A 16,397-nucleotide genomic window follows, 5' to 3' on the forward strand; every position below is an offset into this window, starting at 1 on the left:
TCTGTCCGCCATGTCCGCTCACGAATCTCCCATCATTCGTCGTAAATCCAGGCAGATCATGGTCGGTAATGTACCGGTTGGGGGCGATGCCCCCATCACGGTGCAGACCATGACCAACACCAAGACCACGGACGTGGCCGCCACCGTCGAGCAGATCCAGCGGATCGAGCGGGTTGGCGCCGACATCGTGCGGGTCTCGGTTCCCACCATGGAAGCGGCGGAAGCCTTCAAGCTCATCAAGCAGCAGACCCGCATTCCCATCGTCGCCGATATCCACTTCGACTACCGCATCGCCCTGAAAGTGGCCGAGTACGGTGCCGATTGCCTGCGCATCAACCCGGGCAACATCGGCAACGAGGAGCGGGTTCGCGCCGTGGTCGACTGTGCCCGTCACTACAACATCCCGATCCGCATCGGCGTCAACGGCGGCTCGCTGGAGAAAGACATTCAGGAGAAGTACGGTGAACCGACCCCGGAGGCGCTGCTCGAGTCAGCCATGCGCCACGTGGACTATCTGGATCGCCTGAACTTCGACAACTTCAAGGTGAGCGTCAAGGCGTCCGACGTCTTCCTGGCGGTCGGCGCCTATCGCCTGCTGGCCAAGCAGATTGAACAGCCGCTGCATTTGGGCATCACCGAGGCGGGCGGTTTTCGCGCCGGCGCGGTGAAGTCCGCCATCGGCCTTGGCATGCTGCTGAGCGAAGGCATCGGCGACACCCTGCGCATTTCGCTGGCCGCCGATCCGGTGGAAGAGATCAAGGTGGGTTTCGACATCCTGAAATCCCTGCGCATCCGTTCTCGCGGCATCAACTTCATCGCCTGTCCCTCCTGCTCCCGCCAGGAGTTTGACGTCATCGGCACGGTCAACGCCCTGGAAGAGCGGCTGGAAGACATCATCACCCCGATGGATGTCTCCATCATCGGCTGCGTGGTGAATGGCCCGGGCGAGGCGCTGGTCTCGGATCTGGGTCTGGCGGGGGCGGCCAACAAGAGCGCCTTCTACGAGGGTGGTCAGCGGGTGGACCGGCTCGACAACAAGGATCTCATCCCGACCCTGGAGCGCCGCATTCGCGCCCGGGCCGCCATGCTGGATCCGGCCAACCAGATCCAGGTGGACGAGGGTTGAGCAACCAAGGGCCACTCAGGGTGGCCCTGTCTTTAGGTTGCTGATTTTACATCCCGCATTGGAATACCCTGATTTTACCTCGGGGTCGAAAATCCCTATAATGCGGCCAAATTTTACCTCTTTTTCTCGAGTATCAACGTGGCAAAACAGATCCAAGCTATTCGCGGTATGAATGATTGCCTGCCGGAGCAGAGCCCGGTATGGCAGAAAGTAGAACAGATCCTGCGCCAGGTCGTGGCCAGCTATGGCTACAGCGAAGTGCGCATGCCGATTGTCGAGCAGACCCATCTGTTCAAGCGCGCCATCGGTGAAGTGACCGACGTGGTCGAAAAAGAGATGTACACCTTTGAAGACCGCAACGGCGACAGTCTGAGTCTGCGCCCGGAAGGCACCGCCAGCTGCGTGCGTGCCGGCATCGAGCACGGTCTGCTTTACAACCAGGAACGCCGGATGTGGTACATGGGCCCCATGTTCCGTCACGAGCGTCCCCAGAAGGGCCGCTATCGCCAGTTCCACCAGTTCGGAGTCGAACTGTTCGGCATCAACGGGCCGGATATCGATGCCGAGCTCATCATGCTGACCCACCGCCTGTGGCGTCTGTTCGGCATCAGCGAGCACGTAACCCTGCAGCTCAACACGCTCGGTCAGAGCAGCGAACGCGCCGCCTACCGCGATGCGCTGGTCGCCTACCTGGAGCAGTACAAGGATCAGCTGGACGAAGAGAGCCAGCGCCGCATGTACAGCAACCCGCTGCGGGTGCTCGACTCCAAGGACGAGAAGGTACAAGCCATTCTGGTGGGTGCCCCGCGTCTGTTCGATCACCTGGGCGAAGAGAGCCTGGCCCACTTCGAGGGGCTCAAGCGCCTGCTCGAATCCGCCGGCATCCAGTACGAAGTGAACGAGCGGCTGGTACGCGGCCTCGACTACTACAACCTCACCGTGTTTGAGTGGGTCACCAACAGTCTGGGGGCTCAGGGCACCGTCTGTGCCGGTGGTCGTTACGATGGTCTGGTGGAGCAGCTCGGTGGTCAGCCGACGCCGGCTGTGGGGTTCGCCATGGGCATGGAACGACTGGTGCTGATGCTCGAGACCCTCGAACTCAACGGCGATATCCGCCCGGCGGTGGATGTCTACCTGGCCATGGTGGGCGAGGGCACTGAACAGGCCGGTTTCCAGCTGGCCGAGCGGCTGCGCGACGCCCTGCCTGACTTGCGCCTGATGAGCCACTGCGGCGGCGGCAACTTCAAGAAACAACTCAAGCGTGCCGACAAGAGCGGCGCGGCCATTGCCCTGATCCTTGGCGAGACCGAGGTGCAAAACGGGGAGATCACCATCAAATATCTGCGTGGCCAGGCCGAGCAACAGACCGTCACGGTCGACGCCGCCATTGCCCTGCTGGCAGCCAAAGGAGAGTAAGCTGTGGAAGTTTATACCACCGAAGAACAACAGGTTGAGGTCATCAAGAGCTGGTGGAAAGAGAACGGAACCTCGGTGATCGCAGGAACTGTTATCGGTCTGGTTGGACTCTTTGGCTGGCGCTACTACAACGAGCATCAGCAGACCAGCCAGGAGACTGCCTCCCAGGCTTACAACGAGATGGCTGCCCAGCTGGCCAAGGGCGATGCCGCCGGCTTCGAGCAGGCGCAAAGCTTCATCAGTGCCCACAAGGGTGACTCCTATGCCGAACTGGCTGCCTTGCAGCTGGCCGCCGCCGCCGTCAAGGCTGGCAAGCTGGATCTGGCCGTCGAGCAGCTGACCCAGGTGGCCACCAGCGGTGACGAGAGCATCCGTCCCATCGCCGCCCTGCGTCTGGCCCGGGTTCTGAACGATCAGGGCAAGGCTGACGAGGCGTTGGCCCAGCTTGGCAAGATCAACAACGATGCCTTCAAGGCCCAGGTCGCGGAAGTGCGCGGCGACGTACTGCTCAAGCAGGGCAAGGCCGAAGAGGCGCGCGATGCCTATCAGGCTGCGGCCGATGCCGGCGGCCTGCAGGGCAGCGCCGAGCTCAAGCTGAAAATGGACGATCTGGCGTTGCCAGCGGTGACCACGGGTGAGGCTCCGGATGCGTAATCTGTTCAAGATGGTGGTGTTGGGGGCTGCGGTCTCCTTCGCCCTGCAGGGGTGCTCCCTGTTCAGTTCGGAAGAGGATCTCAACCCGATGGCCCCGCTGCCCAAGGTCGAGTCCGCTTTCACGGCCGATACCAGCTGGTCCTCCTCGGTGGGTGACGGCATCGGCGACTTCTACTCCCAGCTCAAGCCGGTGGTGGAAGAGGAGCGCATCTATGCCGCCGCTCGCGATGGCGACGTGACCGCCTTTGACCGCGAAAGCGGCAAGGAGCTGTGGAGCGTGGATCTGGCTGACTTGCCGATCAACACCGACAAGCGCAGCGCCCGCCTCTCCGGTGGCCTGGTATCCCGTTACGGCAAGCTGTTCCTGGGTTCCGAGAACGGGGTGGTCTACGCCCTGAACCAGGAGAACGGCGAAGTGCTGTGGCAGACTTCGGTGCCGGGTGAAGTGGTGGCGAGCCCTGCCGTCGAAGATGGCCGGGTAGTGGTGCTGACCACCTCGGGCCGCCTGGTGGCGCTCGATACCGATGAAGGCAAGCTGCAGTGGACGCTGGCGGAAGAACAGCCGCCGTTGACCCTGCGCAGCGCCGGTGCCCCCATCATCACCAACGGCGCCGTGTTGTACGGCCGCGCCGATGGCAAGGTGGGCATCGCCCTGCTCAGCAACGGTCAGCCGGTGCGCCAGTCCAAGGTCGCCGACCCGCGCGGTGCTACCGAGCTGGATCGGATGGTCGACGTGGACGCCACCCCGCTGATCGCCGGCGATGAGCTCTATGCCATCGCCTATAATGGCCAGCTGATGGCGCGCAAGCTGATGACCGGTGACGAGGTATGGAAGCGCAAGTATTCCGGCTACCGCGACATGGCGGTGACCGGCAATGCCATCGTGCTGACCGACAGCCGCAGCCACCTGTTTGCGGTCGACCGTCGCAATGGTCTCGAGCTGTGGTCCAATACCCAGCTGGAAAACCGCACCGTGACCGCCCCCGTCATCCTGGGTGACTATGTGGTGGTCGGCGATGTGGAAGGTTACCTGTATTGGCTGGATCGTACCGACGGTACCATCAAGGCCATGCAGCAGCTCGACAGCAGTGGTCTGTACGCCGCCCCTCTGGTGGATGGTGACACCCTGTATGTGCAGAGCCGTGGCGGCAAGTTGTACGCTTTGCAGCGTCCCTGATCGCCCGTCAATCTGAATATCCGGCTCCTGGTCTTCGGACCCGGAGCCTTTGTCGTCTTGAGAATGAGGCTTTTATGACTCCTGTAGTAGCCCTGGTGGGCCGCCCCAACGTGGGGAAATCCACCCTGTTTAACCGCCTGACCCGTACCCGGGATGCCCTGGTGGCTGACTTCCCCGGTCTGACCCGGGACCGCAAGTACGGCCAGGCGAAGTTGGGCGAGCTGGAATTTATCGTGGTGGATACCGGCGGTATCGATGGCACCGAAGAGGGGATCGAGCTGAAGATGGCCGAACAGTCCCTGCTGGCCATCGAAGAAGCCGACGTGGTGCTGTTCATGGTGGATGCCCGTGCCGGTTTGACCGCGGCGGATCAGGCCATCGCCGAGCACCTGCGCAAGACCCACAAGAAGGTGTTTCTGGTGGCCAACAAGACCGACGGCATCGACGGTGACTCCGCCGTGTCCGAATTCTACGGTCTGGCTCTGGGCGAGGTCTACCAGATGGCGGCCGCCCACGGTCGTGGCGTACTGAGCCTGCTGGAGCTGGCGCTGGCCCCCCATCTGGAGACCCTGGTCGACGCCGCCACACAAGAAACCGCGCAGGATGAGGAAGAAGAGGACTTCGACGAAGAAGCCCTGCTGCGCATGGTGGCTGCCGGTGAACTCGACACCAAGGAAGACACCAAGGAGACGCCGTTCGCCGATCTGCCCATCAAGTTTGCCATCGTCGGTCGCCCCAACGTCGGGAAGTCCACCCTGACCAACCGCATGCTGGGTGAAGATCGGGTCATCGTCTATGACATGCCAGGGACTACCCGCGACTCCGTCTACATCCCGATGGAGCGTGACGAGCAGAAGTACGTCATCATCGACACCGCCGGCGTGCGTCGCCGCGGCAAGGTGCACGAGACGGTGGAAAAGTTCTCCGTCATCAAGACCCTCAAGGCGATTGAAGATGCCAACGTCTGCCTGCTGGTGATCGACGCCCAGGAGACCATCACCGATCAGGACTTGAGCATCCTCGGCTTCGTGCTCAACACCGGCCGCTCCGTGGTACTGGTGGTGAACAAGTGGGATGGTCTGGATCAGAAGGTGAAAGAGGACGTCAAGAACGAGCTCGATCGTCGTCTGGGCTTCATCGACTTCGCCCGCGTACACTTCATCTCCGCCCTGCACGGCAGCGGGGTTGGCCACCTGTTCGAATCCATTCAGGAGGCCTACCAGTCCGCTACCCGCCGTACCAGCACCGCCATGCTGACCCGCATCATGCAGATGGCGCAGGAAGACCACCAGCCGCCGATGGTGAACGGTCGCCGGGTCAAGCTCAAATATGCCCACGCCGGTGGCTACAACCCGCCGCGCATCGTGATCCACGGCAACCAGCTCAACGATTTGCCGGATTCCTACAAGCGCTACCTCATCAACTACTTCCGCAAGTCGCTGAAGATCATGGGGACGCCGGTCCGGGTCGAGTTCCAGGAGTCGGCCAACCCGTTCGAGGGCAAGAAAAATACCCTGACCCTGAGCCAGGAGCGTCAACGCAAGCGCCTGCTCAAGGCCAAAGCCAAGAAATAAGGCCCAGCGGCTGCCCTCACCGGCAGCCGTTTTTTCTAGGGCTAAGGGGAGGGGAATGTGCAGTGGGCTGACCCACTGCACATTCACTTTGCAAGGAGCCAACCATGAGCCACCTTCACTGCCCTGCCTGTCAGGGCGAGCTGGACAGTCGCAGCCGCGAGACCACCTGCAGCCAGTGCCAGGCCCGTTTCCAGATCCGGGCCCTCTGCCCGACCTGCCGGCAGGAGCTGGAGCGGCTCAAGGCCTGCGGCGCGGTGGATTACTTCTGCAATCACTGCAACAGCCTGGTATCGAAGCGGGCAGTGGTCTTTGAGGTGAGCCCGCAGGCGGGGAATTGAGGCGATAAAAAACCCGGCGATTGCCGGGTTTATGCTGTGTGTTCTGCTATCAGCAAGGTGAAGGAGCGGTTTCGGCGCCATATCTTGCGTTTGATGTCATTGAGCTTGAGTTTGCGTCTGGGGCTCCAGCCGCACTTTGCTTTTCTGACCAGTGTCGTTCTTCTGCGAGCTCGCATCTTGGTCTCCTCCCATTGGGTGGCCATCCCGGCCTTGGGTGATGATGGGAGCCTATCTGAAAGTGCTGTCATCCCGAGTGCAAGTGGATGAAATAGCGCGATAAAAACAATTTCGGATAGGCTCCGGTATGGTCGGATGGTAACAGAGAAACCACCCGAAAAACAAACCTGTCAACAAGGGATCAGCGCAGTGTGATCTGCTTGACCACTTCGGCGATGACGGTGGGGCGCTCGGCACTGGGCGGCTCGCTGCTGTCGTCATCGTCCAGCTCTTCGCGGCGGTGGGCTTTCTGCTGCTCGTTATCGAGCCAGAGCAGGCTCTGGTAGTACTGGCGCACGTTGTTGACGTAGTTGCGCGCCTCGCCGCCGCGGGCATAGCCGTAGCGTACCTTGCGATGCCAGCGCGACTGTTGCAGCAGCGGCAGCACCTCTTTCACGTCGCTCCAGGCATCGGGATTCTTGCCGAGCTCCTTGGTCAGGCGGCGGGCATCCATCATGTGGCCGTAACCGATGTTGTAGGCGGTGAGGGCAAACCACACCTTCTCGTCATCGGGCACCGAGGCGGGCACCTTCTCCATCATCTGCTCCAGATAACGGGCGCCGCCCTTGATGCTCTCCTCCGGGTGCAGCCGGTTGTTGACCCCCATCGCCTTGGCGGTGGGCTCGGTCAGCATCATCATGCCGCGCACCCCGGTGTAGGAGCGCGCCTCCGGATCCCAGTGGGATTCCTGATAGCTGATGGCGGCCAGCAGGCGCCAGTCCACCACGTTGGCGTGGGTCTTGAACAGATCCTGATACTTGGGCAGCAGGCTCTTGGCCCGCTGCAGGAAGGTGCGGGTGTCGACGAAGTCGAAATTCTGCACGTGGCCGAAGTACTTCTCGTCGAGCTTGGCGATGGCGCCGTCCATGAAGCGCTGGCCGAAGAAGTCGATGATGCTGGCGTAGAGGCTGTCGTCCGGCAGCTTGGTCATGGCCCAGGCCACGGTCTGGTTCTTGGCCAGGGTCATCCCCTCGGTGAGCTCGGGGTAGTAGCGCTGGGTGCGGGCCAGCACGGTATCCTGCACCACCGTGTAGTCAATCTTGCCGTCGGCCACCTGCTTGAGCAGCTCCTCCACATCGGCATCCCGATTGGTGCTCCACTTCAGGTTGGGGTACTGCTTGGCGAGCTCCTTGAGCAGATCTTCGCCGGTGGAACCGGCCGGCACCACTATGTTGCCCTTGAGATCGCCGATGTCCTTGGGCTTGGGAGAACCGTTGCGATAGACCAGCTTGGGGGAGACCTGGTAGAAGCCGGGGCCGAAGCGAAACAGCTGGCGTCGCTCCGGGGTGACCACTATGGCGGCGGCAGCCAGATCCAGCTTGCCCTTTCTCAGCAGTTCCACCAGTTCGGCGGTGGAGTAGACCGGCACTATGGTCAGCTTGACCCCCAGCCAGTCGGCATAACTCTGCGCCAGCTCGTAATCGAACCCCTGGGCGGTGTCGTCACGCTGGTAATAAGAGGTGGGGCCGTAGATGGTGCCAACCCGGATCTCGCCACGCTGGCGGATCTGCTCCAGCTGGCTGGAGGGGGTGTAGAAGTCGCAACCGACCAGGGTCAGCAGCAACGTCAGCCCGATAAACAGTCGAAAAATGCAGCGCAAGTAGGTGAGTACCCTTGTTGAAAAAATCGGCATTTGTCAAAAAAGAGGCACCTTTATACCAGAGAGTGTGCACCGAGTCACACTGGGCAAAACAAGAAAAACGTTTGTCCGGCATGGGCCTGATCCCTATAATACGCGCGTCTCAATTCCCCCCCACTTCAACACTTGGTGAGAAAGGTCATATGGATATCTTGCGTGGTGCCCCCGCACTGTCTGAGTTTCGTGTCCAAAAACTGCTGCAACGCTTCGCGCAGATGAAACAGGAGAGAGGAGTAGAGATAGAGGATGTCTATGCCGAATACGTGCACTTTGCCGAGCTCTCGAGCCCGCTGTCGCCCCCGGAGCGAGCGACCTTGGGCCAGCTCCTGCGCTACGGCCCGACCATCCCCGAACACACCCCCAGCGGTCAGCTGTTTCTCGTTACCCCCCGCCCCGGCACTATCTCCCCCTGGTCTTCCAAAGCAACCGACATCGCCCACAACTGCGGCCTGAATCAGGTCAAGCGGCTCGAACGCGGCATCGCCTATTACGTGCAGGCCAAGGGTGAGCTGAGCGCCACCCAGCGTGCCGACGTGGCCGCCGTGCTGCACGATCGCATGATGGAGACGGTGTTTGGCGAGATGAACGAGGCCGCCGCCCTGTTTGCCCATCACGAGCCGCGCCCCTTCACCCAGGTGGATGTGCTGGGCGGTGGTCGCTCAGCCTTGGCCGAGGCCAACGTGGCGCTCGGTCTGGCACTGGCCGATGACGAGATAGACTACCTGGTGGAGAATTTCACCCGGCTGGGTCGCAACCCCAACGACATCGAGCTCTACATGTTTGCCCAGGCGAACTCCGAGCACTGCCGCCACAAGATCTTCAACGCCGACTGGACCATCGACGGTGAGCAGCAGCCCAAGTCGCTGTTCAAGATGATCAAGAACACCTTCGAGCAGACGCCGGATCATGTCCTGTCTGCTTATAAAGACAACGCCGCCGTGATGGAAGGGAGCCAGGGTGGCCGCTTCTTCCCGAGCCCCGCCAGCGGCGAGTATCACTATCATCAAGAGCGCGTCGACATCCTGATGAAGGTGGAGACCCACAACCACCCGACCGCCATCTCCCCCTTCCCGGGCGCCGCTACCGGCTCCGGCGGCGAAATTCGCGATGAGGGTGCCACCGGTCGCGGTGCCAAGCCCAAGGCCGGTCTGGTGGGCTTCTCCGTCTCCAACCTGCGTATCCCCGGCTTCGAGCAGCCCTGGGAGCAGGATTTTGGCAAGCCGAGCCGCATCGTCAGCGCGTTTGACATCATGCAGGAGGGGCCACTCGGCGGCGCCGCCTTCAACAACGAGTTCGGCCGTCCGGCCATTCTCGGCTACTTCCGTACCTTCGAAGAGCAGGTGCCGAGCCACAACGGCGTCGAGGTGCGCGGCTACCACAAGCCCATCATGCTGGCGGGCGGTATCGGCAACATCCGCAGCGAGCACGTCCAGAAAGGGGAGATCCCGGTCGGGGCTGCCCTCATCGTGCTGGGCGGTCCGGCCATGAACATCGGTCTGGGTGGTGGTGCGGCCTCCTCCATGGCCTCCGGCCAGTCGGCAGAAGATCTCGACTTTGCCTCCGTGCAGCGCGACAACCCCGAGATGGAGCGCCGTTGCCAGGAGGTGATCGACCGCTGCTGGCAGCTGGGGGACGACAACCCCATCGTCTTCATCCACGACGTGGGGGCGGGCGGCCTCTCCAACGCCATGCCAGAGCTGGTGAGCGACGGCGATCGCGGCGGTCGCTTCTCCTTACGTGCCATTCCGAACGACGAGCCGGGCATGAGCCCGCTCGAGATCTGGTGCAACGAATCCCAGGAGCGTTACGTGCTGGCAGTGGCCAAGGACAAGTTGCCGCTGTTCAAGGCGCTGTGCGAGCGTGAGCGCGCCCCCTATGCCGTCATCGGCAGCGCCACCGAAGAGAAGCATCTCACTCTCTCGGATGAGCACTTTGACAACCACCCCATCGATCTGCCGCTGGATGTGCTGCTGGGCAAGACTCCCAAGATGCACCGCGAGGTTGCAAGCCTGCCAGCGCAGGGCAAGCCGCTGGTGCTCGATGGCATCACCCTGGGCGAGGCTGCCGAGCGGGTGCTGCGTCTGCCCACCGTGGCGGAGAAGTCCTTCCTCATCACCATCGGCGATCGCAGCGTGACCGGTCTGGTCAACCGCGACCAGATGGTCGGCCCCTGGCAGATCCCGGTGGCTGACTGCGCCGTCACCGCCGCCACCTACGACAGCTACCACGGCGAAGCCATGTCGATGGGCGAGCGCACCCCGGTGGCGCTGCTCTCCCACGCCGCCTCCGCTCGCATGGCGGTGGCGGAAGCGCTTACCAACCTGGCGCCGGCCCACATCGGGTCTCTGAAGCGGGTCAAGCTCTCCGCCAACTGGATGGCGGCTGCTGGTCACCCGGGCGAAGATGCCGGCCTCTACGAGGCGGTCAAAGCGGTGGGCGAGGAGCTCTGCCCGGCCCTGGGTATCACCATCCCGGTGGGCAAGGACTCCATGTCCATGAAGACCCGCTGGCAGCAGGATGGCAAGGAGCACAGCGTCACCTCGCCGCTCTCCCTGCTCATCTCGGCCTTTGCCAGGGTCGAGGACGTGCGCAATACCGTCACGCCGCAGCTGCGTACCGATCTCGGTGAGACCGACCTTATCCTCATCGACCTTGGCAACGGCAAGCAGCGCCTCGGTGCCTCCGCCCTGGCCCAGGTCTATCGCCAGCTGGGTGACAAGGCGCCGGATCTGGACAACCCGGTCCAGCTGAAGGGCTTCTTCAATGCCATCCAGGCGCTGGTGAGCGATCGCAAACTTGTCGCCTACCACGACCGCTCCGATGGCGGCCTGTTCGTCACTCTGGTGGAGATGGCCTTCGCCGGTCACTGTGGTCTCGACCTGCAGCTGGATCGCATCGGCGGCGAGCTGCTGCCGGCCCTGTTCAACGAAGAGCTGGGCGCCGTCATCCAGGTGCGTCGTGAAGATAAAGAAGCGGTGATGACCCTGCTGGCCGGTCACGGCCTGGCGGCTTGCTCCCATGTGCTCGGCACGGTGCGCGAGGGGGATCTCATCACCCTGCAGCGGGCCGGTCAGGAGGTCTACCGCGCCAGCCGCACCGCCCTGCGTACCATCTGGGGCGAGACCAGCTGGCAGATGCAGCGCCTGCGTGACAACCCGGAGTGCGCGGATCAGGAGCATGCCGCCCGTCAGGACGCAGCCGATCCGGGCCTGCAGGCCAAGCTCAGCTACAACCCGGCCGAGGACGTGGCGGCACCCTACATTGCCCGCGGGGCCTCCCCCCGTCTGGCGGTGCTGCGCGAGCAGGGGGTCAACTCCCACGTGGAGATGGCGGCGGCGTTTGACCGCGCCGGCTTTGCGGCGGTGGACGTGCACATGAGCGACATCCTCGAGGGGCGCATCAAGCTGGATGCGTTCCAGAGCCTGGTAGCCTGTGGCGGCTTCTCCTACGGCGACGTGCTGGGGGCGGGCGAAGGCTGGGCCAAGTCCATCCTGTTCAACGACGGTGCCCGCGAGCAGTTCCAGCGCTTCTTCGAGCGCGGCGACACCCTCTCCCTGGGGGTGTGCAACGGTTGCCAGATGATGTCCAACCTGCGCGAGCTGATCCCGGGGGCCGATCTGTGGCCGCGCTTCGTGCGCAACCGCTCCGAGCGCTTCGAGGCCCGCTTCAGCCTGGTGGAAGTGCAGGACTCTCCGTCGGCCTTCTTCGCCGGCATGGCAGGCTCGGTGATGCCGATTGCCGTCTCCCACGGGGAAGGGCGAGTGGAGGTGCGCGATGCCGCTCACCTGGCTGCGCTGCAACAGAGCGGGCTGGTGGGGCTGCGTTTCGTCGACAACCGCGGTCAGGTGACCGAGCAGTATCCGGCCAACCCGAACGGTGCACCGGCGGGTATCACCGCGGTGACCACCATGGACGGGCGCGCCACCATCATGATGCCGCACCCGGAGCGGGTGTTCCGCACCGTGGCCAACTCCTGGCACCCGGACAACTGGGGCGAGGACGGCGCCTGGATGCGGATGTTCCGCAACGCCCGGGTACGCCTGGGTTAAACGCGCATCGCAAACAAAAAAACCGGCCCTTGTGGCCGGTTTTTTTATGGCGGCTTGCCCGTTAGAACTGGCCGTGGCCCAGTTCATGGGGGGTAAAGTCACCGCGATCGAGGATGCGCAGGCAGGCATCCACTACCGCTGCATCCAGCTTGCTGCCGCGCAGTTCGATGATGTGGGCCCTGGCCTGAGGAATGCCGAGGGCGGCACGGTAGGGACGATCGGAGGACATGGACTCCACGATGTCGGCCACCGTGAGGATGCGGGCCTCCAGCAGGATCTGCTCGCCCTTGAGCCCCGCCGGGTAGCCGGAGCCGTCGATGAACTCGTGGTGCTGGTGGATCATCTGGGCGACGGGCCAGGGCAGGGCGATGTCCTTGAGCACCTGATAGCCGGCACCCGGGTGCTCCTTGACCAGGTTGAACTCCTGTGGGGTCAGCCGGCCCGGTTTGGTGAGGATATCGAGTGGCACCTGGATCTTGCCGATGTCGTGCACCATGGCCCCCAGATAGAGCCCCCGCAGCCGCTTGTCGTCCAGCTTCAGCTCGCGGCCGATGGCCAGCGCCAGGGTGGCGACATGCTTCTGGTGGCCGGCGGTGTAGGGATCGCGCTGCTCCAGCACGGCGGCAATGGCGCCGAGGGCATCTTCCAGCGCCAGCTCCAGCTGGCGGGCGTGCAGCACCTTGTCGCGCTGGGCGGTGAGATAGGCCTGCTGGGTTGCGCGGGCCTGCAGGCCGTAGGCAAGGTAGTCCGCCAGCTGGCTGAAGAGGTGCACCTCCTCGTCGGTGAAGGGGCGTGCCTGCTCACTGTGAATGAGCAGGCCGCCATGCCCGCCGGCGTGCCACTGCAGCGGCAGCAGCAGACGGGCGCGCAGGGTGGCCGAGTGGTGCACCAGCGCGCTGGCCAGGGCTTCGTTGCACGGCGCCCCGGTTCCGATGGCCTGATGCAGGGCGGGATCCCGGGTCAGCCAGTCGTCGCTGGCAAACCAGACCGCGTTGCCCGCCTGCGCCAGCACCTGCAGGGTGTGCTGGTCACTGTTTTCCTGCAGCACGGTGACGAGGGGGAAGCGGCCGTCGAAGGTGATGGCATCGCAGATCTCCTGCAGCAGGGTCTGCTCATCATCCTGCTTGAGCATGGCGTGGTGGGCGCGGCCGATGGCCTCCAGGGTCCAGGTGTACTGCTGCAACCGCTCCTGCTGCTGTTTCTTCTCGGTGATGTCGTCGAAGAAGACGCCGACCCCGACCACCTGGCCCAGCTCGTCGTGCAGGGGAAACTTGGTGGTGCTGAGCCAGCGGGCCTCGCCCCCCTTCAGATAGGGCTCTTCGTGGCGCTGGGTGGTGCCGCTGGCCATGACCCTCAGATCGTCATCCCGGTAGCGCTTGGCCAGCTCGGCCGGGAAGAAGTCGGCATCGCACTTGCCGACCAGCTCGGCCGGGGTGAGGGCGAGATCGTCTGCCAGCAGCCGGTTGCAGGCGATGAAGACGGAGCGGGTGTCTTTGAGCAGCACCCGATAGGGCAGCTGATCCATCACCTGGCCAAGCAGGGCGGCCGTGGGCAGCGGGGGAAAGGGCGGTGCGGGTCTTGAGCTCATTTCATCCTGCCTCGGTCAAAGGGGGGCAAAGCGATAACCCGCCTGCCATACGGCGAAGCAGGCGCTGACCACCTGCTCGTCGTAGTGGACGCCGGCATAGCGGGTCAGTTCGGCAAAGGCATCGGTGAGGGACATGGCTCGCCGGAACGGGCGGTGGGCGGTCATGGCGGCGAGAGAATCCGCCACCCGGATGATGCGCGCCTCCAGCGAGATGGCATCCCCCTGCAGCCCTTGCGGATAACCGCTGCCGTCCAGGTTCTCATGGTGCTGCTGCACGATGGCGGTGATGGGCCAGGGGAAGTCTATCTGCTGCAGGATTTCACAGCCCGCCTGCGGGTGCTGTTTGATGAGCTCGAACTCCACCTCTCTCAATGCGCGGGGGCGGGTGAGGATCTCCGCCGGGATCTGCAACAGGCCGATGTTGTGCACCATGGCGGCGAGGCCCAGCCCATCGAGGCGTTCTTGGGAAAGTTGCAGATGCTGGCCGATGGCCAGCGCGAGATCGTGCACGCGCCGCTCATGGCCTGCGGTGCCGGGATCCTTGTGAGCGATGGCGGAGGAAAGCGCCGCTATGGTCTGGAACAGCAGGGTGCGTTGCTGCTGCTCGCTCTCTTTGATGTGGGTGATGTCGACCAGGGCGCCGATGATGCCGGCCACCTCACCCTGATGGTCGTAGAAGAGATCCTTGAAGTTGAGCACCTGATAGCGGTGGCCGCTGCGATCAAACAGGGTGTGCTCGAAATATTGCGGCTGCCTGCTGCGCAGCACCTCCAGGTCGCGCTGGGTGTATTCGTCGGCCATCTCGGGGGGGAGGATCTCGTCTACCCGCTTGCCCAGCAGCTCGGCCTTGCTGATGCCGGTGATCTGGGTGAAGGTCGGGTTGCAGCTGATGAAGCGCCCCTCGACATCCTTGTAGAACACCGGGATGGGGATTGCCTTGAGCAGGGATTCGTTGAAGCGCTGCATGTCGACCAGCTCCGCCTGCTGGCGCAGGGCCAGCTGCTCGCTATCCCGGCACAGCTGGATGGCGCGGGCCAGGTTGCCGAGGATGGGGCTGAACAGGTGGCAGAGCTGCTCCCCCTGCTGCTCCGCATTGGGGGAGAGCAGCAGCATCAGATAGCCTCCCTCGATCCGAAGCCGATAGGCAAACGGGTAGGGGCGCGAGCCTGGCAGCGGCAGCGCTGCCCGCAGGATGCACTGCTCGCCGTCGCTGACCCAGTGGGGCAGTGGGAGCGGCTCTCCCTGATGGCGAAGCAGCTGCTCGTCGCCGATCGCCTTGATGATCTTGTACTCCCCCTGCGGCAACTGCTGCAGCACCAGCCCGACCGGGCAGGCGCAGTGAAACAGAAAGCGCTGCAGCACCTTGGTCAGCAGGGCATCCAGCGTGACCTCGCGGCCGATGCAGAGGGCGAGATCGCAGACGATGGCCATGGCGTGGTCGTTGTTCATCGCAATCCCTCCCCGTTGCAGACAATGGCGCCGTTGTGAAATAGCGGATAGTCCCCTGGCCGCAGGCTGCCGATCTCGCCAAGGGAGAGGGCGCCGACCAGTTCGTGGGCGCCGCTGTGGCTGAAGAGGGTCTCCAGCTCCAAGGTGCTCTGTTCGCCGAAGTGCTGCTGGCGGCCGGCGCAGTAGTAGATCTCGAGGCGCTCCGGCGCCCCGTGCCGGCTCAGTTTTTCGGCCAGCTCGATGGCGTGAGCGGTCGGGCTGTGCGGCGCCTTGAGCAGGGTGAGGATGCTGTGATCCGGCACTTCCCCGACGCAGAGCAGCGCCCCCTCGTCGGTGACGGCGACCGGGATGCGCACGATGACGTCGCCGTTGGCTCGCAGCAGCCCAAGCGGCAGGTGGACGCCGTACTGGTAGAACTGCTCCGGAGTCAGGCGCTGCTGGAACTGTTGCTGGACCAGGGACTGGTAGCGGCTGAAGGCGGGCTGCCAGTCGATGAAGGAGATCTTGTTGCCCTCGCTGCTGGTGGCCAGCATGGGCTGGGCGGTGAGCTGATAGCCGTGCTCGAGCAAGGGGTAGCTGCGATGGGGCAGCAGGGTGCAGCAGACCGCCTGATCCAGCAACCTGTGGTTGTCGAACAGGCAGGGCATGGGGCGAAACTGGCCACTGCCGGCATTGACGCCGGCATAGTGGACCCTGTCCGCGAGATGCAGATAGATCCCATCGAGGAGGGTGGCGATGTTGGGGATCATGGCATCGAAGGTCAGAAAGAGGGTCGGAATGCCTTCGGCTGCTGGCCACTGGGCAAGACGAGGAGCCAGCGCGTCGCAGAGCAGACGGGCCTGCTCATCGGCGCTGGCGACGGGATCGAGCGGGATGAGCTGCGGGACGTGGGAGGCCGGGCGCGGCAGCAGCCAGGCGCCGCGTTCATGAAAACCGTGACGGCTAAGGAGGCGCGGAAAGAGGGCGCCGCTGAGTTGAATGTCGAGGTGGCTACATTGCTGCTGCAGATCGGCTACGTGCTCTGCATCCTGCTCGGCCAGCAAGACGTCGAGCCGCTGGCCACGATAGGGGCGCAGTGCCTCGGCCAGTGGCTGCGTATCGAATGAATGAAACGCGGGCTGCATCATCGCTCGGAACTCCTTTCCTGCCAATCATCAATATATCAGCAAGG

Annotated in this window: 11 protein-coding genes; 7 read left to right on the forward strand and 4 right to left on the reverse strand. The window is 63.6% G+C overall.

The features are described from left to right. Positions 1 to 10 precede the first annotated feature (10 nt). From ispG to E5E97_RS13890, 6 genes are all read left to right on the forward strand, one after another. Positions 11 to 1,126, forward strand: coding sequence for a flavodoxin-dependent (E)-4-hydroxy-3-methylbut-2-enyl-diphosphate synthase (gene ispG / locus E5E97_RS13865; RefSeq protein WP_016350405.1), 1,116 nt, complete (start codon positions 11 to 13; stop codon positions 1,124 to 1,126). Positions 1,127 to 1,264: 138 nt separating this feature from the next. Then, positions 1,265 to 2,542, forward strand: a complete 1,278-nt coding sequence (gene hisS / locus E5E97_RS13870; RefSeq protein WP_011705646.1) for a histidine--tRNA ligase — start codon at positions 1,265 to 1,267, stop codon at positions 2,540 to 2,542. 3 nt (positions 2,543 to 2,545) lie between these two features. After that, positions 2,546 to 3,196 carry a tetratricopeptide repeat protein gene (locus E5E97_RS13875; protein ID WP_011705647.1) on the forward strand — a complete coding sequence of 217 codons (651 nt, stop codon included), beginning with the start codon at positions 2,546 to 2,548 and terminating at the stop codon, positions 3,194 to 3,196. Further along, complete coding sequence (bamB, locus tag E5E97_RS13880; RefSeq protein ID WP_171280447.1) at positions 3,189 to 4,373, forward strand: outer membrane protein assembly factor BamB; 1,185 nt, start codon at positions 3,189 to 3,191, stop codon at positions 4,371 to 4,373. The genes E5E97_RS13875 and bamB overlap by 8 nt, the downstream gene beginning before the upstream one ends. Before the next feature lie 74 nt (positions 4,374 to 4,447). After that, entirely contained in the window at positions 4,448 to 5,947 is a 1,500-nt protein-coding gene (gene der, locus E5E97_RS13885; protein WP_011705649.1) for a ribosome biogenesis GTPase Der, read from the forward strand. A gap of 104 nt (positions 5,948 to 6,051) precedes the next feature. After that, positions 6,052 to 6,285: a zinc ribbon domain-containing protein gene (locus E5E97_RS13890; RefSeq protein WP_041216326.1), complete on the forward strand. Its 234-nt coding sequence runs from the start codon at positions 6,052 to 6,054 to the stop codon at positions 6,283 to 6,285. A gap of 358 nt (positions 6,286 to 6,643) precedes the next feature. Here E5E97_RS13890 and mltF read toward each other — a convergent pair whose 3' ends face one another. Further along, entirely contained in the window at positions 6,644 to 8,134 is a 1,491-nt protein-coding gene (mltF, locus tag E5E97_RS13895; RefSeq protein ID WP_011705651.1) for a membrane-bound lytic murein transglycosylase MltF, read from the reverse strand. Positions 8,135 to 8,283: 149 nt separating this feature from the next. Here mltF and purL point away from each other — a divergent pair, with 149 nt between their 5' ends. Next, positions 8,284 to 12,189 carry a phosphoribosylformylglycinamidine synthase gene (gene purL / locus E5E97_RS13900; protein ID WP_171280448.1) on the forward strand — a complete coding sequence of 1,302 codons (3,906 nt, stop codon included), beginning with the start codon at positions 8,284 to 8,286 and terminating at the stop codon, positions 12,187 to 12,189. 61 nt (positions 12,190 to 12,250) lie between these two features. On the opposite strand, the gene E5E97_RS13905 is transcribed toward purL, so the two are convergent. Genes E5E97_RS13905 through E5E97_RS13915 form a run of 3 tightly spaced genes read right to left on the reverse strand, consistent with a single transcriptional unit; the run spans position 12,251 to position 16,353 of the window. Then, complete coding sequence (locus E5E97_RS13905; protein ID WP_171280449.1) at positions 12,251 to 13,777, reverse strand: HD domain-containing phosphohydrolase; 1,527 nt, start codon at positions 13,775 to 13,777, stop codon at positions 12,251 to 12,253. A gap of 15 nt (positions 13,778 to 13,792) precedes the next feature. Beyond that, a complete protein-coding gene (locus E5E97_RS13910; RefSeq protein ID WP_024944073.1) occupies positions 13,793 to 15,226 on the reverse strand; it encodes an HD domain-containing phosphohydrolase in 1,434 nt (477 codons plus the stop codon). Next, positions 15,223 to 16,353, reverse strand: a complete 1,131-nt coding sequence (locus E5E97_RS13915) for an FIST signal transduction protein (RefSeq protein ID WP_171280450.1) — start codon at positions 16,351 to 16,353, stop codon at positions 15,223 to 15,225. The genes E5E97_RS13910 and E5E97_RS13915 overlap by 4 nt, the downstream gene beginning before the upstream one ends. Between the last annotated feature and the right edge of the window lie 44 nt (positions 16,354 to 16,397).

Origin of the sequence: Aeromonas sp. 2692-1 (genome assembly GCF_013085505.1) — a bacterium.
Taxonomy (GTDB): domain Bacteria; phylum Pseudomonadota; class Gammaproteobacteria; order Enterobacterales; family Aeromonadaceae; genus Aeromonas; species Aeromonas hydrophila.